Raw genomic sequence first — 22,800 nt, 5'->3', positions numbered from 1 at the left:
AGTAAAATCTTTTGGTTGTTTAATTCGTTTTTTTCATATGTATTTTATTTATTATTCTATAATTACTTTATTATTTATGATTTTGTATTTAATCTGATGAACTTTATTAAAATAATGTAAAACTTCATCAATTGTTTCTCTGTCAATTTCGAAACTCGCATTAAAAGCTTCTTTTGCTAAATCTCTATTATTGTTAATTATGGTAACATTATATTGGCGCTCTAGTTTTTTAATGATATCCTCAAAAGGAACATTTCTGAAAACAATAATACCTTCTACCCATGAAGTATATATAGAAGTGTTTACATTTTGAGTAGAGATTGTTTGTTCTACGTTATCAAATGTTCCTTTAAACCCGGGTTTTAGAATAACATTCTGTTCACCATCTGATTTGTTTTCTGAAGAACTTAAACTTACAGATCCTTCAACTAGTACAACCTCTGTTTCACTATCACCAGGATATGTAGTTACATTAAATTTGGTTCCAAGTACTTTTACATCAAGTGATTGAGCTTCTATTAAAAAAGGATGTTTTTCATCTTTGGTAACATCAAAAAAAGCTTCACCTTCCAGAAAAACTTTACGGAGGTTTCCTGGAATAAACTTTATTGGATATTTAATTGAGCTTCCTGAGTTTAAAAAAACATGAGTTCCATCAGATAAAATAATGTCGAATCGTTTTCCGTATGGAATAGTTAAGGTGTTGTATTTAAGTTTCTCAGTAGAAATATTTTTGTTATACACTAATTGTGTACCTTGTTGTTGCATGATAATAGTACCAGAAACATCGACAATGTTGGTATCGCCATCTTCTGAGATTATTTGGGTATCTCCATTCTCTAACTTTAAGGTTATTGTTCTTTCTTCTGGAGTTAATGTTCCTTCTTTAGTGTCCAAACTGTTTTTTTGCAGTAGATAGCCTATCCCTAAACATAATATAGCAATAGCGGCATATTTGTAGAATACTCTAAATCGGGACCTGTGAAAGAGATTTTTTTCTTTCTTTATTTCCTTTAGTAAACACTCTTTTGTCTTGTCTAGAGAAGGATTGTTCATACCAAGTGTGATTGCATAGTGCGCTTTGACATAATCTTTAAAAGTAGATTGGTTTTTTGGTTTTTTGATCCAATCATTCAGTAGATCATGGTCTTCATTGGTTGTAGACTGATTAAAGAATTTTATGAGAAGTTTTTCTATTTCAGGAGAAATCATATATTTAGTGACTTTATATAATAATACAAGACGAAATACAAATACCCTTACTTTTTAATTGTTTTTTTGAAAAATTCATAAGTTTTTGGGTATTAAATTGAATTGTTAATTTTTTTAAGTGAAGTTTAAAGATGATTACGTTTTAACACAAGCTCTTAGAAAAGGAGAGGAAAAGGCTTATATGTTTTTGTTAGAAAAATATCATAGGAGGCTGCATGCTTATGCTTTATCCTTAGCTAATAATCATGTATTGGCACAAGATATAGTGCAAAATGTATTTTTGAAAACATGGCGATTTCGGGAAAAACTAAATAGCGATTATTCTATCAAAAGCTTTCTATTTAAGTCGGTTTATAATGAGTTTATAAATACATACCAAAAAAATAAATCAACAATGTTACTTCAATACAAATATATTGAGTCATTGTATGAGGTGGCCGAGGGTAGTGATGAATCTGTTTTGGAGATTATGATAGAAATAGTAAATAAGGAAATACAAAGCCTACCTCCAAAATGCAGGCAAGTTTTTGAGTTAAGTAAAAAAGAAGGGTTGACAAATGCTGAAATAGCTGAGTATTTAAATGTATCCATAAAAACAGTAGAAGCTCAAATAACTAAATCTTTTTCGCTGCTGCGTGAAAAACTTGGTGATAAATATGAAGCTATCCTGTTTTTTGTCTTTATAAATAAATAATGAGTATTATCGATATACTTTTCTGTCTTTAATAAAAAGTTCTCCTTTTTGCTCTAGTTTTTTGATGCTACGTATAACGGTTTCTACACGTAGTCCGGTTAGATCGGCAAGTTGTTGTCTGGTTAATTCTACTTTGTATGTATTTGATTCTGTTGTGCCAGGTTCACTATTTTTTTTGAAGTAATCAAGAATCCTAAGAATGCGATGTTCTGGCTCTTGAGTAGATATTTCAGAAACCATAATTGCTTTATAATATAGCCGTAAAGCCAGTGTGCTGGTAAATTTGTGATGAATATCAGGATTTTCTTCTAAAAGCTTTAAGAATTTTTCTTTTGGTAATTGCCAGACTTCAGAATCTACAATAGCTTCTGCATTAGCTGGATATTTAAAATCTGCAAATAAGGGAGGTTCTCCAAAACTTTTTTCTTTTGTAAAAATACCTTGTATGTATTCTTTCCCTTCCTGATTATAATTGTTCATTTTAACTTCTCCCTGGTGTACCTGATAATAATAACGAGCGATAGAACCTTCTTGAAAAAGAAATTCTCCTCGTTTGTATTTTTTTAATATTGCCCCCGAATTAAGTAAACTTGCTTGATTGATCATGCTAATAATTCTCTATTATATGGTACAGATCTATTAAGATCAAATACTATTATAAGTATAGCGTAATGTATTATTTAAAACGATAATTAGTAATGATATTCTTTAATTTGTTTTTTAAATCTTCTCCAGAATCATAGACCATCTGCTCATTAGAAGGGAATGGCACAGATTTTACACCCAAATACCCTAATAAACCATCTTCCAAAGCTCGTTTATCCCCATTGTAGTTCGCATAAATATGCTGAAAAACATACTCGCTTGCAATAGGAAAAGCATCTAAGAGTTGTCTTGTTCTTAAGTTTCTGTATTGAACATTACCTACAACATTAGTAGCTTTAAACTGGGTAAATTCATAATACTCACAATGTACTTTTACCATTCTATCTACTTTCACTTTTTCACCTTTATCATCAACCACGATTTCATCATTTTCATCCAGTAGATATTCCCAACCATCTTTAATCAACTTTTCTTTTTGTAGTTGACGTTCCTTAATCTGTTCTGGAGATATATTAATTTCTCTTAATTCTACTTCCATAGCATAATCATAAAGAATAGATTTTTGAGGTTGACTGTGATATACTGTCCATAGATCATTAAGACCATATGTGCCAAAATTAAGTAAGTCACTTTCTAATCTCTTAGGAATAATAACTTCGGTTCTATTTTTCATGGTTACTTTTACAAAATCAGTTCCTTTTTGATGAGCTTCATCAATCATTTCTCGGGTATTTTTATAATTAGGAGTGATCTTGTTTAGATAGTTTAAATCTTCATATACGGCTCTATAATCTGTTTTTCTTTTAGCAGATGTCAATAAAGTTTTAGCATTATTAAATAAGTACTGAGAAAGTTTATCTTTTGTATCGATAATCTTTTGGTCATAGTTATGCAGTGTAAAATTAGCATTACGACCTTCTTCAACAAGGTAAAGCGGCAACAACGGTTTTATACGTTCTTGTCTATTTTTTAAGGATAAGTATGTGTTGTAAATACGCTCAAGATTAGCAGGGTTTCCTTCTTTTTCTAGATACGCAATAGCATTATTATCTCGATCGAGAACTTTTGCATATGCTTGTTCGAGCATTAGGATATACGGCTGCTTTCCTTTTTTACCTTTATTTGTTCTAAGTTTGTTTAGAGCGATATTTATCGCTTGATCATAATTTCCTGTGTTAAGTGCCTTTTCGGTTTTCTTAACACTGCTACATGAAGAAAAAATTGTAACTATAAGTAGTAGGAGTAGTAGTTTTTTCATATCAATAATATTTTGATTTGGGTATTGAAAACAACTTTGATGCCAAAAGATAATAAAAAAACCCCGAAAGTTATTTTTTCGAGGTTATATAATGGTTTGTAACTTCTTTATTTTTTAAACACAGGAAGCAGTTTAGTAGAGACTTCGCCAAATCCAATTCGTACTCCGTCTTTTTCGCAATATCCTCTCATAATAACTGTATCATTATCGTCAATAAATTTACGACTACCTCCTTCATTAAGTTGTAAAGGTTTTTCTCCACGCCAGCTTAGTTCTAACATTGATCCGTACGAATCTGGTGTTGGTCCGGATAATGTTCCACTACCCATAAGATCACCAGAATTAACAGGGCATCCATTTACAGTATGGTGGGTAAGTTGTTGCGCCATTGTCCAGTACATATGCTTAAAATTACTTTTGGAAACAACAGTTTCTGTTGCTTTTTCTGGTTGAATAGCAACTTCTAAGTTAATGTCAAAACTTTTCTTTCCTTTATATTGAAGATAAGGTAGTTGTTTTTTTATTGGTTTAGGTCCATCTGTTCTGTAGGGTTCTAAAGCATCAAGAGTTACTATCCACGGAGATATAGATGAAGCAAAATTTTTGCCTAAAAATGGACCTAGCGGAACATATTCCCATTTTTGAATATCTCTGGCACTCCAATCATTAAATAATACCATCCCGAATATATAATCTTCTGCCTCTTCGATAGGTATTGGTTCTCCCAATTGATTAGCATCGGTAGTAATAAAAGCCATTTCAAGCTCAAAATCAACTAATCTCGAAGGGCCAAAAATGGGGTCCTTAGCACCATTGGTTAGTTTTTGACCTTGCGGGCGATGTACAGGAATACCAGAAGGAATAACCGAACTACTGCGACCGTGATATCCCACAGGCATGTGTAGCCAATTAGGAAGCAAAGCGTTTTCGGGATCTCTAAACATTTTCCCTACGTTAGTTGCATGCTCAATACTACTATAGAAGTCAGTATAATCCCCAATGCTAACTGGTAGTTGCATTTCGATTTCATCTAGAGAGAATAAAACCTCTTGTCTATGCTTTTCGTTATTTTTTAAGGAATTATTTTTGGCATCAAAAATTTCAGCAATTTTATTACGAACCAATCTCCATGTCTTTTTTCCATCAGAAATAAAATCATTTAAAGAATCCTGTAAAAAAATATCATCTGTTAATGGGATTCCTTCAAAATAACCAAGTTGATGAAGTGCTCCAAGGTCAATAGCAGTATCACCAATTCTGGTTCCTATCGTAATAATATCATCTCGGGTAAGAAATACACCAAAAGGAATATTTTGTATAGGAAAATCGGTATTAGGAAGTGTTTCAATCCATGTCTTTCTATCTGGATAATTTGCAGTTATGGGCATTATAGTTCTTTTATATGTTGTTGGTAATTTTTATGATCAAATATATAATTTTCGGATGGTAAAAAGTTTTTAATTATGTGAAAAATAATTAAAATAATGATAAGATATGTTATTAATAGTACAATACCAAGGAGGGAATACCTATTTGTTAAATTTTTTGAAACCAAAAAATGTTTTACTTCGTAATATTTGATAGGTATTAATGCAAAATTATCAGTGATGTACAGGTGTAAACATTAATTCATAAAAAGAACAAGACGTTCTTATTTATTAGAGACTATTTAGGTCGATTTAAAGAATGGATTTCCTATTTTTACGCCTTTACTAATAAATAATGAATTCATGCAACGCGACGAACAAATTTTTGATTTAATTCAGGACGAAAAAGAACGTCAAATCAACGGATTAGAACTTATTGCTTCAGAAAACTTTGTGAGTGAACAAGTAATGGAAGCTGCTGGGTCTGTACTAACCAATAAATATGCCGAAGGATATCCCGGTAAACGTTATTATGGTGGATGTGCTGTAGTAGACGTTATAGAGCAGATTGCTATTGATAGAGCTAAAGAATTGTTTGGTGCAGCATATGCTAATGTGCAACCTCATTCTGGTTCACAAGCTAATACAGCTGTATATCATGCATGTCTTAAACCAGGCGATAAAATATTAGGTTTTGATCTTTCTCATGGAGGACATTTGACTCATGGTTCACCAGTTAATTTTTCTGGTAAATTATATAATCCTGTTTTTTATGGAGTAGAGAAGGAGACAGGAAGATTAAACTATGATAAAATTCAGGAAATCGCTACTGCAGAAAAACCACAGTTGATTATTGCCGGAGCATCTGCTTATTCAAGAGAAATTGATTATAAAAGATTTAGAGAGATTGCTGATAGTGTAGGAGCAATTCTTTTTGCAGATATTGCTCACCCTGCAGGATTAATTGCAAAAGGAATAATCTCTGATCCTGTACCACATTGTCATGTAGTAACTACAACAACTCATAAGACACTGCGAGGACCAAGAGGAGGTCTTATTTTAATGGGAGAAGATTTTGAAAACCCTTTTGGAATTACTTTAAAAAGCGGAAAAAAACGAATGATGTCCTCATTATTTGACAGTGCAGTATTTCCTGGTAATCAGGGAGGACCATTAGAGCATATTATTGCAGCAAAGGCAATCGCATTTGGAGAAGCACTAACAGACGAGTTTTTACATTATATAGTACAGGTCAAGAAAAATGCAGCAGTTATGGCCGAAGCATTTGTGAAGAAAGGATATGAAGTTATTTCTGGAGGTACCGATAATCATATGATGCTTATCGATTTACGAAATAAAGGAGTAACAGGTAAACAAGCAGAAGAGGCATTGGGTGTTGCAGAAATTACTGTAAATAAAAATATGGTACCGTTTGATGATAAATCTCCGTTTGTAACATCAGGAATTCGTATTGGTGTAGCGGCAGTTACTACTCGTGGATTGAGAGAAAATGATATGGTCGCCATTGTTGAATTGATCGATCAGGTAATCCAAAATGTTGAAAGCGAAGAAAAACTACATACTATCGCAGATGATGTAAATGCGATGATGGCAGATAAGCCTTTGTTTATAGGATAAAACTTTATTAAATTGGTTTTTAGATTTTTTCAATTCACTTGAAAATGCAATATTCTGAAAAATCATAAAAATTTAAACCAGTTTATTTTAAATATAATAGTAAAAGAAAGTGCACTGCCATGATATATGACAGTGCATTTTTTGTTTATATTGTTATTCTAAAATTTTTATTTACCTAATTATCATGTGTATACGCCATATCCAAATTTTACTCTATTTGATACTTACATTATCTGGTTGTAGTGATTTAACATCCAAACAATCTGAAGAAAATGTAAAAAAAGAAAACTTAGAACAGGAGGTTGAGCGTGATGAAAAAAAGGAAGACATCATAAATAGTATTGAAACCCCAAGTATAGAAGGACGTTATGATCTTATAGATGGGTATGCTTTTTTTCGAGATACAATACATAATCATCCTGTGTATAAAGCTATATTGCTAATAAAAAGAATTTCGGATAAAGATTTTGGTTTTATTGTAGTAAGAAAAGTACAGGGGCGTACTCCTATCGGAGAACATGGGATTTTGTCATACAATAAGAATCGGTTTTATATGAAAAATATAGACTATTCAAACAAAAGAATATATTATACAGAAGGTATAGATATAAGAATTAAGGATAGTTTATTGAGTACTATTAGATATGTTTCAAATGCGACTGAATATGATATATGGAAAAAGTCAGATTTAGAGTCAAATGTTTATATTTCTCTTCGTAAAACATTACAAAAAGAAAAAGAAGAGTATGCTAATTTTTATGACAAGATATCCAACGATCCCGAACTAACAGGAAGAGATGAGTTTGTTTATTATGAATCAGGAAAACCATATACCAAAAATGATTCTGTATTTCAAAAGAAATGGAAACATTATACTACTACCAATTCTTATGATCATAAAACTGTTAATGATATTCAGGAATGACTCCAGTTCTTGGCGTCATCACTATCATTGGGTGAAAGTCCAATAATATCCCCATCTGTATTAACTCCTAAACCAACTACAGTTCTGTTTACATAATTAAAATAGCTTACTACCTGGTTAATTTCCAAAATCTCACCATCAGATAATTTTTGTTCTCTAAGGTTGTGAATATCGGATTCTGTGATAGTATGATGTGATAGCGTTAATTTCTTGGCATATTGAAGGCCTGCCAAATATTGATATTTAAAATGATTTTGCAATTCATCTTTGGATAAACAGGATAAAATCTCCTGAAACTTGATGTCATCATTCAACAATCGTTTTAATCCTATAGAGTGATGATCTACACAATAACTACATTGATTCAAGCTACTTACATAAACGCCTAGTGTCTCTAGATACCATTTTGGCAATGTATTGTTAGAATTGTGTAATACATTTTTGTATAAGCCCATATGGCCAACCAAAGTATGTGGTCGTAAGCTATGTATAGACAATACATTGTCTACATTATTGTTTGGGCCCTTAATACGGTCATAGATTTTCTTTAATTGACCGGTTGCATCGGTATACGATATTTCTTTAATCCAACTCATTTTAATGAATTTTTTCTTTAAAAATAGTTCCTTTTTTATTAAAAAAAGTAGTAATCAATACTAAAATTGAACCTAAAAAAATAGAAACATCGGCAAGATTAAATATTTCAGTTTTTATGATTCCTAAATCCAAAATCAAAAAATCAGTTACCGACCCATATACAATGCGATCAAAAAGGTTTCCGATTCCGCCACCAATGATAAAAGCAAAACCTATAATTGTTTCTCTAGAATAATCTGTTTTAATCAATATTTGTCTTAATAATAGTAATAAAACCAAAATTGGAAGAATTTGCAATAAAAGTATTTTTAGGATCGGAGCTAAATCTGATCCCAAACTATAAGCAGCTCCTGTATTTTCGACTTTAGTCAATACAAAACTATCTTTAAAAACCTCTATACGCTCATAAGGATCAATCACTTGACGAACAACATTCTTTGAAATTTGATCACAACTAATATTTAGTAAAACCAGAGAGAGAATGAGTGTGATTCTTATTTTTCTTGTAATCTTCATGTGTACAATTGCAATACGTGTTTTTCAAATGTAATAGAAACTTCAGACTATCTTAGTGTTTCCAGTATTTTTTATATTCAGAAATAGAAAAAGCTGTATCATAACTATCTTTATTGATACTTTTGTTTTCGTTAGAATCATAATCAATCCATATTTTCCAATCTCCATCTTCCATTTTTAATACAACATGAAACTGACCATAGGAGTGTTTTGTTTGATTATTGTCGTCAATATAGGCAACTCTATAAATTCCTCTGTCAGAAACCAGCGAATTAGAATAGATTCTTTCAAATAATCTAAAATCAATTGGAGCAGGTTTTCTTGAAGCAACACTCCATCGTTTTTGATACCCTTTTAAATAAACAATTGCTTTTTCAATTTTACCACCATTTCCCGAAATTCGAATCATTTCTTTACTATGTATAGAAGCAAACAAGTTATAATCTAAAGTTTCGAATGCTTTAGAGAAGTTACCATACATATCTGCATTGATTTTTTCATGTATAGCATCTTCTTGTGCAACTGCTACATGAATAAAAAACAGAAAGGTAATTAATGCTGCTATGATTTTAAATTTTGACATGATAATTGTTTTTTAATTATTCTAGTATCCCTTTTCTTTCATATAGCACACAGTTTTTCAGTCGCTTATCATCTAATAATTTAGGATGCTCAAAAGTTTCGATTTGCTTCATCCCGATCTTTTTCATGATTAATTGTGATTTTATATTTATTTCTGGCGCTGTAGAATAAATTTTATCTAGACTAATAGTATTAAAACCAAAATCTAAACAAGCTTTAGCGCCCTCGGTAGCATATCCTTTATTCCAGATACTTTTTTTGAGTCGCCAACCAATATCAATAAAAGGTCCTCGTTCTTCTAAATAGTTTTGTTCACATAAACCTATAAACCCTATAAGTTCTGCATTATCCAGGAGATCAACAGCAAAATAACAAAACCCTTTTTCTGCATACATTTCCTGCATTCTAATAATAAATGCTTTAGTATCTTCTTTTGATGGTTTAAACGGAAAAAACTCCATTACATCATCATCATTATTGATTTCGAATAATGTTTCTAAGTCATCAAGGGCCCAATTACGGAAACCTAATCGTTGAGAAGTAAAAATGTATGAATTCATTGTAATAAACTGAACAATAGATTATAAGTTTTCGTTTTTATAAATGTATTCAAATGTAATGATTTGTTGCCTTTATTGTTTAAATTTTGAAAATTCTTGGGATGATTCGAATTCGATATGTGGTGAAATAGAAAACTGCTCGTATTTGCCTATGATAAAATACGAGCAGTTTTCATTAAATGGATATAAGAATTATTCTTTTTTTATAAATTGTTCGTTAAATTCTTTGATTTTTAATGCATTGATTTCATCATGTGTTTTTCCTGTGCCATGTTGTAGATATGCATTAAATATATGACTTAAGTATAATGGTGATTTGGCTTTATCTTCGTCAAAATTTTCTGAGTTATGACAAACAAAGCAATTGACCAGATTATTTACATTAATGTCATGCACATCACTTTGAAAAGTCTGTGTATAGGTTTCCATAGTAAGATTAGAAAGATTTAGAGATCCTCTCGCGATAGATCCTTTTGTAGCATGAGATATATTGCCGGCTAATTTTTGGATGGTATCAGCTTGTTTTTGTGGAGATAGCCCATCGGTGTCGATCCAAATCCCTCCGTTATAAAAATAATTTTTCCAAACATCCTGTAATTTTGAAGAAACACAGGAATTGATGGTTGTAATGTTGTCATAATTTTTTGGTTCTTTTTGACTGGTTTCCATAAAACCGTTACCCTGTGTTCTGGGAACACCAAATTCAAAAAGTGTAAACGCTTTGTTGGGTTCTTTTGGTTGAGTGCCGCTCCATGTAATCCCGTCTAGAGATGAGGTATTTCCTTTACCATATAATAATTTTTCATCGGTAGATGATACTATATTGGTACTCCAGTCATAGTATGGAGCCATATCATTATGTTCAAAAGTCGCCCATATAAATTCTGGATGGTTTATAACTACACCTACTACATGCATTCCTAGTAAAGCAACATCACTTTTAACATATGCACCATTTTCATAAATAGCTGCTTTGGTCTGGTAATATGTCGAGAGTTTATCTGTTGGGATTGCACTGGTTTTTACCCAAGAAACTTTTAATTCTAATGATCCTATAGGAAATATTTCGGTATTATTTGGAGGAATGGATCCATCCAGGATAGCTGTTTTAAAATGATCGGCAGCAACTTTTAAGGTATCGTCTATATGAATAGAATAGTAAACGGTATCAGATTTACTAATACTGGAGTTAAATTGAGAATTGGTTTTTAAGACTCCATCGGAACCAGCTTGCTCTATATCTTTAAGAACTAAAGATAATCCTGATTGAGGTTCTACGGGAATCATTAAATCACTAACCTGTATTAACTTATTTTCGAAAACAGTTTTTCCATTTTCTGGTTTAGTTAACCATAAGAATTTTTGCCAGGACCATTGCTGAAAAATACAATTAGTCGTACTAGTAGTATCAAATGGACTTCCTTTGCCTTCTTCTGGAGGAGGTGTTTGAGTATGAGGAAACCAGTTAGGTTCGCAATTACAATCTTTACTTTTTTCCTGAACATTATCATAGGCAACCGGTTGTTGGTCCGTTTTTTCCTTTGTGTCTGTTTTACAAGAAATAACAATAACGAAGATTACAAGACAAGCGACTAATAAAGAACTTGCAAGGTTAGCAAATTTAGTTTTCATTTGTGTAAAGGATTAGTTAGTAATATGGTTATTATATCAAATCTAATCTTTACTGTAATTGTTTCCTATAAGTAGAAATACGGTTTTTACTCTCTTTCTATTTATTCTATATAGTGGATTGACACGTAATAATGAAGAATGATATTGTGCTTCAATTTTCTTCTTCAAAGATGGTACTCTCATATGCACCTATATCGGGAGCAGTAGTACTACGAAGGGTTCCTATAATATCTGTTCCTGATGTAGGAATAGAAGCTTTGCCATTAGCAGCAGAATTTTCTCCGATACTAAGTATATTTTCAAGTGGGGTTTTGAAATCAGGCTCTTCATTTAAAATATTATTTTCAAACAAAGTTGTATTGGTGAAATCGTATAAAGGGTTGTCTGTAAATTTGTTACTGAGATCATTGAATCTAATCAAGCAGTTCTTGAAATTATAATTGAATACTGTGCCATCAATTTTACTGAATATTAATTCTAATTCCTGATTCCCATAAATAATACAGTTTGTGAAATTCGCCTCAAGTAAATCTGCAACAACCACATCGGTTTCATTTACTCGTAGATTGTTATCAATTAATACTGTTGGAAGTTCTCTAAATCCAGTTCCAATATTAGAATAATTTGCAAATGTACAGTGATTAAAATTATAGGTTCCGCCTAGTGAACAATTAAGAGATACCTGTCCAGCATTGTTAATTACCAGATTTTCTCCTAGTACATTACCAGTACGCGCCAAAAGTCCCACATTAGAACTATTATAGATCTGGGTATTCTTAATAGTAAGCGTTGGATCTGTGCCTCCGTCATTAGAATCCATAAGTACTCCTACTGTTGCATTTTTTATGGTTGCATGATTTATAGTGTGACCAGTACTTCCTGCAGTAAGCCAGATAGTTCCCCATTGCCCAGGTATATCACTAAAACCAGATTCTAAACGATCACCTTCAAAGATTACTTCATTTTCAAGAAGCTCTGGATCTGTACTTAATTCACCATTTACAGTTAGGGTAGCACCATTGGCAGCTATAATCCCAGAGTTGGTATGAAAGTGTATTCTCGCACCTGCATCTATGGTAAGTGTTTTTCCGGTAGGTATAGCAGCATATCCATAGATTACATATGGTTTTTCGTTAGTGAAATTAAGTTGGTCATCTTGCAGAAAGAAACCTTCAATTCTAATTTCGTTATTTTCACCATCAAGGCCAAGTAATAAAGTTTCTGTTTCGCCTGTCATGGCATCGCGGGAAGGAAATAAAAGTACAGCATCTTTTATTAGAGTTACCAGATCTACATCTTGTTGATTTCCTCCTGTATCAAATAACACTCGATCTGTATACAAAAACTCTACATCTGCTGTTTGGTCAGTAATGTCGGTTGTAGTTTCTACAAAAACAAAAATACTATCCTTTGCTAAAACCTGAATATTCTCAAAGGATTTACCGGGAACACCATCAACATTAAGCCTGTAGTTAGAACTTTCGCCACGTTCTAGTGCAATTGCAGGAATGGTAAAATCATCATTGGTATGATTATATACTTTAAAGCTATACGTACTAGAGCCTATATTGGTAAAAATGGTATCTAGAAATAGGGTATCTGTTGAGAATTTTAAATTTCCTGTACTGGGGCCTGACTCAAAATCATTACGGCAGGAGCTCCATAAAACTAGCACAGCAAGCAAAAAAAGAGTGGATAGATAACGCATAATTATGTCAAAAGGTCTTTAAGAGTAAATAAAGTATCGAAGCTGCAAATTAGCAAAGATTTTTGTTTTTTGAAGGCTTCATTATCTCATTCTTTCATTAATTTATTCTTTCTATTAATTAAAGTATAACTTTTTGATTGTCCTAATATTGCTTTATAATAAAAATTTGACAAGATCAGTGCTTCTGTAAGAAGCAAAACATTTGTACATTTGTTGTTCATAATTAATACGCACAACATAATAATCTATTATGAGTACATATGATGTAGCCGTAATTGGCTCTGGACCTGGTGGATATGTGGCCGCTATTCGATGCGCACAACTAGGAATGAAAACCGCAATAATCGAAAAATATTCAACACTTGGAGGAACTTGTCTTAATGTAGGGTGTATTCCTAGTAAGGCATTGTTAGATTCTTCTCATCACTATGAGCATGCTGTAAAGCATTTCGCAGATCACGGGATCGAGATTCCGGGTGATGTAAAGATCAATCTGGAAAAGATGATTGCCCGTAAGCAAAGTGTGGTAGATCAAACTTGTGATGGGGTTAGTTTTTTGATGAAAAAAAATAAGATTGATGTTTTTGAAGGCGTAGGATCATTTAAAGATGCTACACATGTAAATATTACAAAAGCAGATGGAACCGTAGAAACGATCGAAGCAAAAAACACGATTATTGCTACAGGTTCTAAACCATCAACATTACCATTTATCAAAATTGATAAAAAGAGGGTAATTACATCTACAGAAGCACTTAAATTAAAAGAAGTACCAAAACACCTGGTTATTATTGGTGGTGGAGTAATTGGACTAGAATTAGGACAAGTATATCGCCGTTTGGGTGCAGAGGTTTCTGTAGTAGAATATATGGACCGAATTATTCCTGGAATGGATAAAGCGCTATCCAAGGAATTGCAAAAAGTAATGAAAAAGCAGAAATCCAAAATTTATACGTCTCATAAGGTAACTGGAGTATCGGTTTCTGGAGATGAGGTAACGGTAACTGCAGACGATAAAAAAGGAAACCCGGTAGAACTAAAAGGAGATTATTGTTTGGTATCTGTTGGTCGTAGGCCTTATACCGATGGATTAAATGCAGAAGCTGCAGGAGTAAAACTTAATGACAGAGGACAGGTTGAGGTTAACGATCATTTACAAACCAGTGCTTCTAATATTTATGCAATTGGTGATGTTATAAAAGGAGCCATGTTAGCGCATAAAGCAGAAGAAGAAGGAACTTTTGTAGCTGAGACCTTGGCAGGACAGAAACCACATATTGATTATAATCTGATCCCAGGAGTGGTATATACCTGGCCAGAAGTAGCTGCAGTAGGTAAAACAGAAGAAGAATTAACAGAAGCAGGTATCAAATATAAATCAGGACAATTTCCATTTAGAGCATTAGGTAGATCACGTGCTAGTGGGGATTTAGATGGTTTTGTGAAAATACTTGCAGATGAGACTACAGATGAGGTATTAGGTGTACATATGATAGGAGCACGTTGTGCCGATCTTATTGCCGAAGCTGTTACTGCAATGGAGTTTAGAGCATCTGCCGAGGATATTTCTCGTATGTCTCATGCACACCCAACGTTTACAGAGGCAGTAAAAGAAGCTGCACTTGCTGCTACTGATAATAGAGCATTGCATATGTAAAAAAGTAAGAAAATGTGATTTCTACAAAGATGGAAATTTAAAATAATTTTCTAAATATAAAAAAACCACCTTGCGTAAGGTGGTTTTTTTATATCCCCTCTAATCTTCCTAGTACTTCAGCTTTATAATTTCTGCTAATAGGGATAGATTTCTTACCAACTATGATTTCTTCGTTAGAAAATGAATCTATCCTCGAAATAGAGATAATATAAGATCGATGGGTTCGCATAAAATATTGCTGCGGTAATTTGGATTCGATTGTACTTATTGTTTCTCTAGTGATAACAGTATTTGATGGGCAATGGATTTTTACATAATCACTATAACTTTCGACGTAAATAATTTCAGAAAAATCAACTTTTTTCATCCTTCGATCTGATCGAACAAAAATAAATTCATTCGAACTGGCTTCGATAGCTTTTGATGATTCTGCCTTATGATATACTTCAAAATAATTATGTATGGCATTTAGTAATCGTTCATAAGCGATAGGTTTTAATAAATAATCTACTGCATGAAGATCAAAACCATCAATAGCGTATTCGCGATAAGCGGTAGTAAATATAATTTTGATATCCTTATTAATAGATTTTGCAAAAGAAATCCCCGAAATCTCAGGCATATTGATATCCAGGAAAATAAGATCTACTTTTTGGGTATTAATACAATTAAACGCTTCTAGAGCATTACTACAAGTTGCTACAACCTCAATACGATCAATTTTTGATAGGTGAGAGGAGATAATCTCCCTTGCGGTAGGCTCATCATCTACTATGATACAGGATATTTTGTTGTTCATAGGTTTTTTGTTTTAGAAGTGTTTAGTTTTAATTCGACACTATGCCAATGTTCATCTTTAGAAATTAATAATTCATGGTTATTGTTATACAATGAGGAAAGCCTTTTTTTTATGTTAGACAAGCCAATGCCATCATCATTTTCAGAAGAACTATAAACTGAATTTTTAATACTAAAATGTACTACGTTATTTATATATGTTAGTTTCATATAAATAGATAATTTTTTATTCCTTATTTGACCATGCTTAAAACTGTTTTCTACAAATGGAATTAATAGCATAGGAGCAATATGAATAGAATCGTTTACGTCTTCAAAATTCATAGTTACATCTAGCGTATCATTAAATCGCATTTTTTCTAAAGTAACATAATCTTTGATATGATCTAATTCCTGTTTTAATGATACTAGAGGCTTATCTACTTGATATAAGAGGTAGTCTAATAGATTAGAAAGTCTCAAGATCATTTCTGGAGTTTCTTCAGATTTTTTTAATGCAAATCCATACATAGTATTTAATGTATTGAAAAGGAAATGAGGGTGAATTTGCATTTTGAGATAATGTAATTCTTGCTCTTTAAGTTTAAGTTGAGCCTCTAAGACTTTATGCTGCAGTTCTCGGTTTGCTGAGTTTGATTTATAATTATGTCTTACCAAACTAAAAGCACTGGCAACAAAGACAACAAAGTATACTGCAATGAAGAGAAAAAAAGGACTTCTGGTCATAGGAGCCATCCCTTCTAATTTTAGAGATGATAAAAAAATCAACCCGTAAAAAAATGAAATAGTGATAAAAAAAGCAGAAATAATAATGGTATATATGCAGTATAGCAGGAAAAGTAAATACTTTTCTTTTAATAAATATTTTGGAATTAGATGATTAATTATAGTGTAGGTAGTTCCAATGGTAACAGGCATTAAGAATAGGGAAAAAGAAAAAACATAACTTATGTTGTCTGTATTATGCCCAAAGAAATAGGTATAGCAAACCAATACTACAATCCAAAAGATGATATGAAGTAATAATTCTACAATTATTTTTAATACAAACTTTTTAGAAATCATTGGCTAAACAAAATAGAGCGTAATATCTATATATTTTTTTAAACAACATTATTAACGAGATGAAAAGCCAAATTGATTTGGCTTTTTACAGGTTTATCGCATTTTTGGTACTATTTAAGGTATAAGTAAAGCTAATTTGGTAGTTTGTCGCAAATAAGCAATGAGGTAAATCCAATGTGGTTAGTTTTGATTCAAAATAAATCATAAAATAACCAATGCGAATATTAGAATCTTTTTTACTTCTTTCATTAATAGGGTTTTTAATCTGTTTTTTTACACAATATTTAAAGGTCAAAAAATGGCTTTTTTACACTAGTGTCGTTTTTTTTGTACTTCATTGGTTAGTAGAAGGAGTTAGATGGCAAATGTATTTTGGGTATACCACACTTTTGATAAGTTTATTGTTGTACTATGTCCCAAACATTAGAAAAGTAGTAAGGGTTTTATTAGGTGGTTTAGGATTGATTATTACCATAATTAGTATTGTTCTCTGCATTATAATGCCAGTAATTGAGTTTCCAGAACCATCTGGTGCTTTTTCAGTGGGATTAGAATCGTTGTATCTTGAAGACAAAACACGAGAAGAAACACTTTCGAAAGAAAAAGGAGATTATAGAAAGTTAAAAATAGAGGCATACTATCCTTCTAATCTTGAAATTACAAACCCTATACGTTATATGGATCATGGATATGCAGAAGCTTTTGTAGAAAGTAAAGGTATGCCTTCTATCATTGCTACACATTTTGATCTTACAAAGACTCATACTCAAAAATCACTTCCTATTATAAAAGATAAACAGTTACCTGTTGTGGTTTTATCTCATGGATTATTATGGAATAGTGAAATGTATACTTCGATTATTGAAGAAATTGTAAGTCAAGGATATGTGGTTTTTGCAATACATCATACATATGAGTCCTTTCTTACAGAATATCAAGGAAAGCAAATCAAATGGAGTCAAAAAAATATTGACAAGATGAATACAGAGGTGGATTTTGGTTTTGTAAAAAAGAAGATGGATTTAGCACTCAATACAAAAGATAAACGAGGCAATAAGGCAGCCTATGAGTTGATACGTTATTTACCTTATTTTGAAAGCCTTGATAGATGGTCAGATGATATTTCGTTTGTTATAGATCAATTGGCCTTGTTAAACGAGGATTCGAATAGCTTTTTATATCAAAAATTAAATATGAATCAAGTTGGATTATTGGGGCATTCATGGGGAGGAGCAGCGGTAGTGCAAAATGCTTCAGTAAATAATAAGATTAAGGGAGTAATCAATATGGATGGAGCACAATTTGGAAGGGTGATCGATACAACCTTGACAACACCACTCTTGGTAATGCATGCCGACAGAAATTATGATAAATTTTTCACTCCAAACTTCTATGTATACGATCAAGTGGCAAAAAATGATTACTATTTAGCTACAGTAAAGTCGACAGGTCATGCTAATTTTGGAGATCTTGGGTATTGGTCAAAAATCCATTCACTTACAGAAACAGGAGAAATCGATCCAGAAAGAATGTCTTATATTACTAATCAATTGATTCTTACTTTTTTTAATAAATATGTTAAACAACAACCATTAGAGATAAAAAGAGCTTTTACAAGGAAAGAGTACCCGGAAATAGAAATTATCAAAAAATAACTTTTTAAAATAGATTTTATAGAATGATCAGTTTAATTCTCAATATTACAAAGCTATTTATTTTACAAAATGAAACTTCATCGATCTTTACATTCATCGGTAATAGAATAGAAGAAGGAGGGATGTTCTTTATGATACCAATAGTTATTATGTTGTTGTTAGTATTATTTATCATTATCAAAAACACATTGGTAATAATACAAAGAGGTGTTTCTTCAGAAAAATATATAAGCCTGATCAATTCTATGGGGCTTTTAACATTAGTATGGGGTTTATTAGGGCAATTAATAGGTATTGTAGGAATGTTTGATAAAGTAGAAATAATAGATGAAATCTCTACTCATGTTTTTGCAAGTGGATTAAAAGTATCTGCACTTCCTGCAGTCTTTGGTTTTTTTGTTTTCATAGTTTCAAGAATTGCTACAATTATTTTTACATGGATAGATAAAGAAATAGAATAAAAGTTATGATCAAGAAATCAATTTTTAAAATTCTTTTGGGAATTCTTTCTTTCACAATACTATTATTTGCGTTGTTTTTTCTATTCCTCAAAGTACTCCCTATTTATAACCCTGCATTACTAAAATGGGTGCCTATTTTGATATGCATATTGGGGTTTTATATAGGCGGAACGATAAATAAAAATACTCCTATACAATATCTTCCTTTTCTGTTTCTCCCACTTTTGATTTTTAAGCCATTTAGGTTTTTGTATTTTCCTTTTATAATAGTGCTTATCATCATTGGAGTTTTGACACTGATAGTTTCAAGAAAAGAGGTGAAAAAAGTGTATAAAGTATCTTCTGCCTTCATTTTGATTTTTGTGTTTACTTATTTTTTACTTTCTCAACCTTTGATTTTATTACAAAAAGGATTTAAAGTAACGCAGGGTGGAGACTTAGTACATGCTCAGAAGTTATGGGATTTTAATACAAGCTCAGATAATTATTTACCAGATATAGAATATATTGATTCAGAAGGAAATTTAATTTCTTTAAATAGTTATAAAGGAAAAACATTATATATCACTTTTTGGGCCACCTGGTGTCCTCCTTGTATAGCAGAAAAGCCTATACTCGAACAAATGAAAAATGAATTTATAGAGGATGAGAGTATTATATTTATTGATATTTCAATAGATCGAGATACAAAACGGTGGGGAAAATATATAACCAATAAAAATCCAAAAGGAATTCAATTGAACACCAATGATAATGATCCCGAAACAATGCAGAAATTTTATTTTTCTGAGATTCCTTTTCATTGTATTGTTAGCCCTGAAGGAGTTTTTAAACAAAGCAATGACATAGAATACACCAAAGTAGTATTAAAGGATAAAAATAAATTACAATCATTCATTCAAAAACAAAAAACGATACAGTAATATATATCGATTTTAATGATAGAGGTAGCAAATCACTTTTTATAATGCTACCTCATCAAAATCAACAAATAAAAATATAAAACCTGTTGATTGTAGTATGTTTAGAATCAAACGTTTCTTGATCTTAAATTTCTATATGGTTTTTTGTTTAATTGCTGTGTGATCCATCACAATATGGAGGATTGCTGGTCTGCTTACACGTACATAAATAAGCCTCTTTCGTTTCTTCTACACAAAAAATGATAGGAGGAGACCCTCCTGTTTTTTTATGGTTACCATTGCAAAACGGTTGATCTGTACTATGCCCACAAGAACACCAAGCATAGTTTTTGTCAACCTCTAATTGGCATGCTATTGGCGCATCACCACCTCTAATGTTATTTTTCATAAGCTTGATTTTTGTATTCTAAAAATACTAAATTCTAGCTTGATATGTGTATAGATCAAAATACCTGCCTTCTGCAGCGATAAGTTCATCATGATTACCGTGTTCTGCTATGTTACCAGATTCGATAACCAAAATTTGATCTGCTTTTTTGATTGTACTTAACCTGTGTGCGATAACAAAAGTAGTTCTGCCTTTCATTAATTCACCAAGACTTTTTTGAATCAAAGCTTCACTTTCTGTATCCAGATTGGATGTTGCTTCATCAAGAATAATAATTTTAGGATCTGCGAGAATAGCTCTGGCAATTGCAATTCGCTGTCGTTGTCCTCCAGAAAGTTTTACACCTCGTTCTCCTATCAAAGTGTCTAATCCATCATCAAAACGATCTGTAAATTCATTCACGTATGATGCTTTTACAGCTTGCTGTAATTGCGCCTCTGTCGCACCTGGATTAGGAAATAAAATATTCTCTCTAATCGAGCCTTCAAATAAGAACTCATCTTGTAATACTACTCCAAGGTTACGTCGGAAACTATGTAGCTTTACTTTAGAAATATCATTATCATCAATAGTAATGGTTCCTGATTTTGGATTTAAGAATGTAGCTGCTAATCCGGCAATGGTAGATTTACCAGAACCAGAACTACCAACCAAAGCAGTTACAGATCCCGAGGGAGCTTTAAAACTAATATTATGCAGTACTTCTTTTCCTTCTTCGTATGAAAATGAAACATTGTCAAAGATGATATTTCCTGTTATATTATCTAAGGTGATATTTCGATCCTCTATTTCTTCTTCTGGAGTCATATTCATTAACTCTTCGGTACGATCCAGGCCTGCTAGCGCTTCAGTTAACTGACTTCCGATATTACTCATTTGTACAATCGGGGCAATCATAAACCCGAGTAATAATGTGAAGGAAAGGAAATCTCCAATGGTTAACTCATCGATCATAATTTTATATCCACCAATCCCCATGATTCCGGTAGAAGCAATACCCAATAAAAATGTTGAAGAACTAGTCATTATTGCTGTAGCCGTTAAACTCTTTTTTACATTTTGAAATAATCGATCTACTCCTTCTTCAAACGTTTTGTTTTCCTGCGCCTCGGCATTAAATCCTTTTATCACTCGTACTCCGGCAAGAGTCTCGGTCAATCTACCTTTAACTTCTGCATTGATAACTCCTCGTTTTCTGAAAATTGGACGAATATATTTGAATGCTTTTAAAGCTACGATTCCGAATACAGATACGGGAACCAGCACAAATAATGTCATCGATGGGCTAATTCGGATAAGTAATACCAATGAAATAATAGCTGTAATTGTGCCCCCAACCAATTGTACTAATCCGGTACCAATAAGATTTCTAACTCCTTCTACATCACTCATAATACGAGATACCAATGCTCCGGATTTTGTGTTGTCAAAAAAACTAATAGGTAGGGAGAGTACTTTTTTCTGTACTTGTGCTCTTAATTCTGAAATTAGAAATTGTGCTTGTACACTTAGTATTCTGGTTAAAAGGAATGATGTTATCGCTTGAACCAGAATTGCCAGACCTACACCAATCAAAAGCATTTTTAGCATTTCGTAATCTTTTTTGGCGATAACATCATCCATTAGATATTTACTAGCCATAGGTAATACCAAACTAGCTAATCTACTTAGGACAATTAATAATAGTCCAATAAAAACAAGATTTTTTCTTGGCCATATAATGGTTTTAAAAGCTTGCCCTATGGTTACTTTTGATTTTCTTTTGTCTTTTGATGAAGTGTTATTTTGAAATTCTTTCATATATTATCATTCAGCTTTAAATAAAGAAATAGTATACTCTAGTAACTCCTGTCCGCCGTGAGCTCCATGCCCCGGGATTACAATTTCTACTTTGGGATACTTTTCTTTGATTTTAGAAACAGTAGTTGACCATTCTTTTATATTGGCATCTTCAAGATTTCCTTTTTTAGCATCTATACTTTTAATCATGCAGCCTCCAAAAAGAAGTTCTTCATCAGGAAAGTAAGAGGTGATATTGTCTATTGTATGCGCTTCACCAAAAAAAGAATTGATGACTATTTTGTTATCTAATTTTAATTCTAAAGATTTATCAAAAATCTGATCTGGTTTGATTTTCCCTTCTTTTAATAGTAATTCAGTAGTTTTTTTACTGGCAATAGTAGAAATTCCTTCTTTTTTAAAAATCTCAAATCCTTTTGTGCAATCATCATGAAAATGGTTAAAAACCACGCCTTTTATGCTAATTTTCATATCAATTTTAAGCCAGTTTATCAATTCTATTGCTGCCTTGTCATTTGCAGGGCTATCAAATATATATCCTTCACCATTATTTGTGTAAATAAATCCATTACATGGAAACTTTACTCCATTTTTAAATAAAAGGTATGATGTGTGTATATAGCTATGTTCATTAATTTTTTTGATTTGAAGCTCTTCTGATACTGTAATGACTTCGTGAGTTTGATCTTTTTTACATGAGTACATGCATAACAATACCACTAAAAGAAATAGAGGCTTAATAGTGTTTTTCATTGTTT

The 22,800-nt window shown here is 32.0% G+C and carries 22 protein-coding genes; 7 read left to right on the top strand and 15 right to left on the bottom strand.

All coding sequences use genetic code 11. The annotated features are described in order from the left end of the window. Positions 1 to 51: 51 nt before the first annotated feature. Positions 52 to 1,212: a FecR family protein gene (locus AAFU52_RS25825; RefSeq protein ID WP_438424433.1), complete on the bottom strand. Its 1,161-nt coding sequence runs from the start codon at positions 1,210 to 1,212 to the stop codon at positions 52 to 54. A gap of 118 nt (positions 1,213 to 1,330) precedes the next feature. Here AAFU52_RS25825 and AAFU52_RS25820 point away from each other — a divergent pair, with 118 nt between their 5' ends. Next, positions 1,331 to 1,906, top strand: coding sequence for an RNA polymerase sigma factor (locus tag AAFU52_RS25820; protein ID WP_024770460.1), 576 nt, complete (start codon positions 1,331 to 1,333; stop codon positions 1,904 to 1,906). 6 nt (positions 1,907 to 1,912) lie between these two features. On the opposite strand, the gene AAFU52_RS25815 is transcribed toward AAFU52_RS25820, so the two are convergent. The 3 genes from AAFU52_RS25815 to fahA form a co-directional block, all read right to left on the bottom strand. Further along, entirely contained in the window at positions 1,913 to 2,512 is a 600-nt protein-coding gene (locus AAFU52_RS25815; protein ID WP_024770459.1) for a Crp/Fnr family transcriptional regulator, read from the bottom strand. A 70-nt stretch (positions 2,513 to 2,582) separates the two neighbouring features. Then, a complete protein-coding gene (locus AAFU52_RS25810; protein ID WP_438424428.1) occupies positions 2,583 to 3,770 on the bottom strand; it encodes a hypothetical protein in 1,188 nt (395 codons plus the stop codon). Positions 3,771 to 3,877: 107 nt separating this feature from the next. Next, on the bottom strand, positions 3,878 to 5,158 hold the full coding sequence (gene fahA, locus AAFU52_RS25805) for a fumarylacetoacetase (protein ID WP_438424426.1): 1,281 nt from the start codon (positions 5,156 to 5,158) through the stop codon (positions 3,878 to 3,880). Positions 5,159 to 5,500: 342 nt separating this feature from the next. Between fahA and glyA the strand changes: the two genes are divergently transcribed. Beyond that, on the top strand, positions 5,501 to 6,775 hold the full coding sequence (gene glyA, locus AAFU52_RS25800; protein ID WP_024770456.1) for a serine hydroxymethyltransferase: 1,275 nt from the start codon (positions 5,501 to 5,503) through the stop codon (positions 6,773 to 6,775). A gap of 217 nt (positions 6,776 to 6,992) precedes the next feature. After that, complete coding sequence (locus AAFU52_RS25795) at positions 6,993 to 7,700, top strand: hypothetical protein (RefSeq protein ID WP_438424424.1); 708 nt, start codon at positions 6,993 to 6,995, stop codon at positions 7,698 to 7,700. On the opposite strand, the gene AAFU52_RS25790 is transcribed toward AAFU52_RS25795, so the two are convergent. From AAFU52_RS25790 to AAFU52_RS25765, 6 genes are all read right to left on the bottom strand, one after another. After that, a complete protein-coding gene (locus AAFU52_RS25790; RefSeq protein WP_024770454.1) occupies positions 7,691 to 8,296 on the bottom strand; it encodes a carboxymuconolactone decarboxylase family protein in 606 nt (201 codons plus the stop codon). The genes AAFU52_RS25795 and AAFU52_RS25790 overlap by 10 nt on opposite strands. Position 8,297: 1 nt before the next feature. After that, on the bottom strand, positions 8,298 to 8,813 hold the full coding sequence (lspA, locus tag AAFU52_RS25785) for a signal peptidase II (RefSeq protein WP_024770453.1): 516 nt from the start codon (positions 8,811 to 8,813) through the stop codon (positions 8,298 to 8,300). Between the two features lie 52 nt (positions 8,814 to 8,865). After that, positions 8,866 to 9,396: a hypothetical protein gene (locus tag AAFU52_RS25780; RefSeq protein WP_438424422.1), complete on the bottom strand. Its 531-nt coding sequence runs from the start codon at positions 9,394 to 9,396 to the stop codon at positions 8,866 to 8,868. 16 nt (positions 9,397 to 9,412) lie between these two features. Then, positions 9,413 to 9,955: a GNAT family N-acetyltransferase gene (locus AAFU52_RS25775; RefSeq protein ID WP_438424420.1), complete on the bottom strand. Its 543-nt coding sequence runs from the start codon at positions 9,953 to 9,955 to the stop codon at positions 9,413 to 9,415. 192 nt (positions 9,956 to 10,147) lie between these two features. Continuing rightward, positions 10,148 to 11,587 (bottom strand): hypothetical protein, encoded by a 1,440-nt coding sequence (locus AAFU52_RS25770; RefSeq protein ID WP_438424419.1) that lies wholly within the window; start codon positions 11,585 to 11,587, stop codon positions 10,148 to 10,150. 151 nt (positions 11,588 to 11,738) lie between these two features. Next, positions 11,739 to 13,295, bottom strand: coding sequence for a right-handed parallel beta-helix repeat-containing protein (locus AAFU52_RS25765; RefSeq protein ID WP_438424416.1), 1,557 nt, complete (start codon positions 13,293 to 13,295; stop codon positions 11,739 to 11,741). 250 nt (positions 13,296 to 13,545) lie between these two features. On the opposite strand from AAFU52_RS25765, the gene lpdA reads away from it, so the two are divergent. Next, the gene (gene lpdA / locus AAFU52_RS25760) at positions 13,546 to 14,952 is read left to right on the top strand and encodes a dihydrolipoyl dehydrogenase (protein ID WP_438424413.1); all 1,407 of its coding nucleotides are present in this window, start codon (positions 13,546 to 13,548) and stop codon (positions 14,950 to 14,952) included. Between the two features lie 88 nt (positions 14,953 to 15,040). Here the strand turns inward: lpdA and AAFU52_RS25755 are convergent, their stop codons facing one another. Further along, positions 15,041 to 15,751 carry a LytR/AlgR family response regulator transcription factor gene (locus AAFU52_RS25755; protein WP_438424411.1) on the bottom strand — a complete coding sequence of 237 codons (711 nt, stop codon included), beginning with the start codon at positions 15,749 to 15,751 and terminating at the stop codon, positions 15,041 to 15,043. After that, complete coding sequence (locus AAFU52_RS25750) at positions 15,748 to 16,815, bottom strand: sensor histidine kinase (protein ID WP_024770446.1); 1,068 nt, start codon at positions 16,813 to 16,815, stop codon at positions 15,748 to 15,750. The genes AAFU52_RS25755 and AAFU52_RS25750 overlap by 4 nt, the downstream gene beginning before the upstream one ends. A 215-nt stretch (positions 16,816 to 17,030) precedes the next feature. Between AAFU52_RS25750 and AAFU52_RS25745 the strand changes: the two genes are divergently transcribed. Genes AAFU52_RS25745 through AAFU52_RS25735 form a run of 3 tightly spaced genes read left to right on the top strand, consistent with a single transcriptional unit; the run spans position 17,031 to position 19,854 of the window. Next, complete coding sequence (locus AAFU52_RS25745) at positions 17,031 to 18,470, top strand: alpha/beta hydrolase family protein (RefSeq protein WP_438424409.1); 1,440 nt, start codon at positions 17,031 to 17,033, stop codon at positions 18,468 to 18,470. Positions 18,471 to 18,493: 23 nt separating this feature from the next. After that, the gene (locus AAFU52_RS25740) at positions 18,494 to 18,931 is read left to right on the top strand and encodes a MotA/TolQ/ExbB proton channel family protein (RefSeq protein ID WP_024770444.1); all 438 of its coding nucleotides are present in this window, start codon (positions 18,494 to 18,496) and stop codon (positions 18,929 to 18,931) included. A gap of 5 nt (positions 18,932 to 18,936) precedes the next feature. After that, positions 18,937 to 19,854, top strand: a complete 918-nt coding sequence (locus AAFU52_RS25735) for a TlpA family protein disulfide reductase (RefSeq protein ID WP_024770443.1) — start codon at positions 18,937 to 18,939, stop codon at positions 19,852 to 19,854. A 148-nt stretch (positions 19,855 to 20,002) separates the two neighbouring features. On the opposite strand, the gene AAFU52_RS25730 is transcribed toward AAFU52_RS25735, so the two are convergent. Genes AAFU52_RS25730 through bla form a run of 3 tightly spaced genes read right to left on the bottom strand, consistent with a single transcriptional unit; the run spans position 20,003 to position 22,795 of the window. Then, positions 20,003 to 20,242: a CDGSH iron-sulfur domain-containing protein gene (locus AAFU52_RS25730; RefSeq protein ID WP_024770442.1), complete on the bottom strand. Its 240-nt coding sequence runs from the start codon at positions 20,240 to 20,242 to the stop codon at positions 20,003 to 20,005. A gap of 27 nt (positions 20,243 to 20,269) precedes the next feature. After that, positions 20,270 to 22,042: an ABC transporter ATP-binding protein gene (locus tag AAFU52_RS25725; RefSeq protein WP_438424406.1), complete on the bottom strand. Its 1,773-nt coding sequence runs from the start codon at positions 22,040 to 22,042 to the stop codon at positions 20,270 to 20,272. A 6-nt stretch (positions 22,043 to 22,048) separates the two neighbouring features. Next, a complete protein-coding gene (gene bla / locus AAFU52_RS25720; RefSeq protein WP_438424403.1) occupies positions 22,049 to 22,795 on the bottom strand; it encodes a subclass B1 metallo-beta-lactamase in 747 nt (248 codons plus the stop codon). Positions 22,796 to 22,800: the final 5 nt, after the last annotated feature.

The sequence above is a fragment of the Aquimarina macrocephali genome, assembly GCF_051627225.1.
Classification (GTDB): Bacteria; Bacteroidota; Bacteroidia; order Flavobacteriales; family Flavobacteriaceae; genus Aquimarina; species Aquimarina macrocephali.
This window is presented reverse-complemented; position numbering and strand designations above follow the sequence as displayed.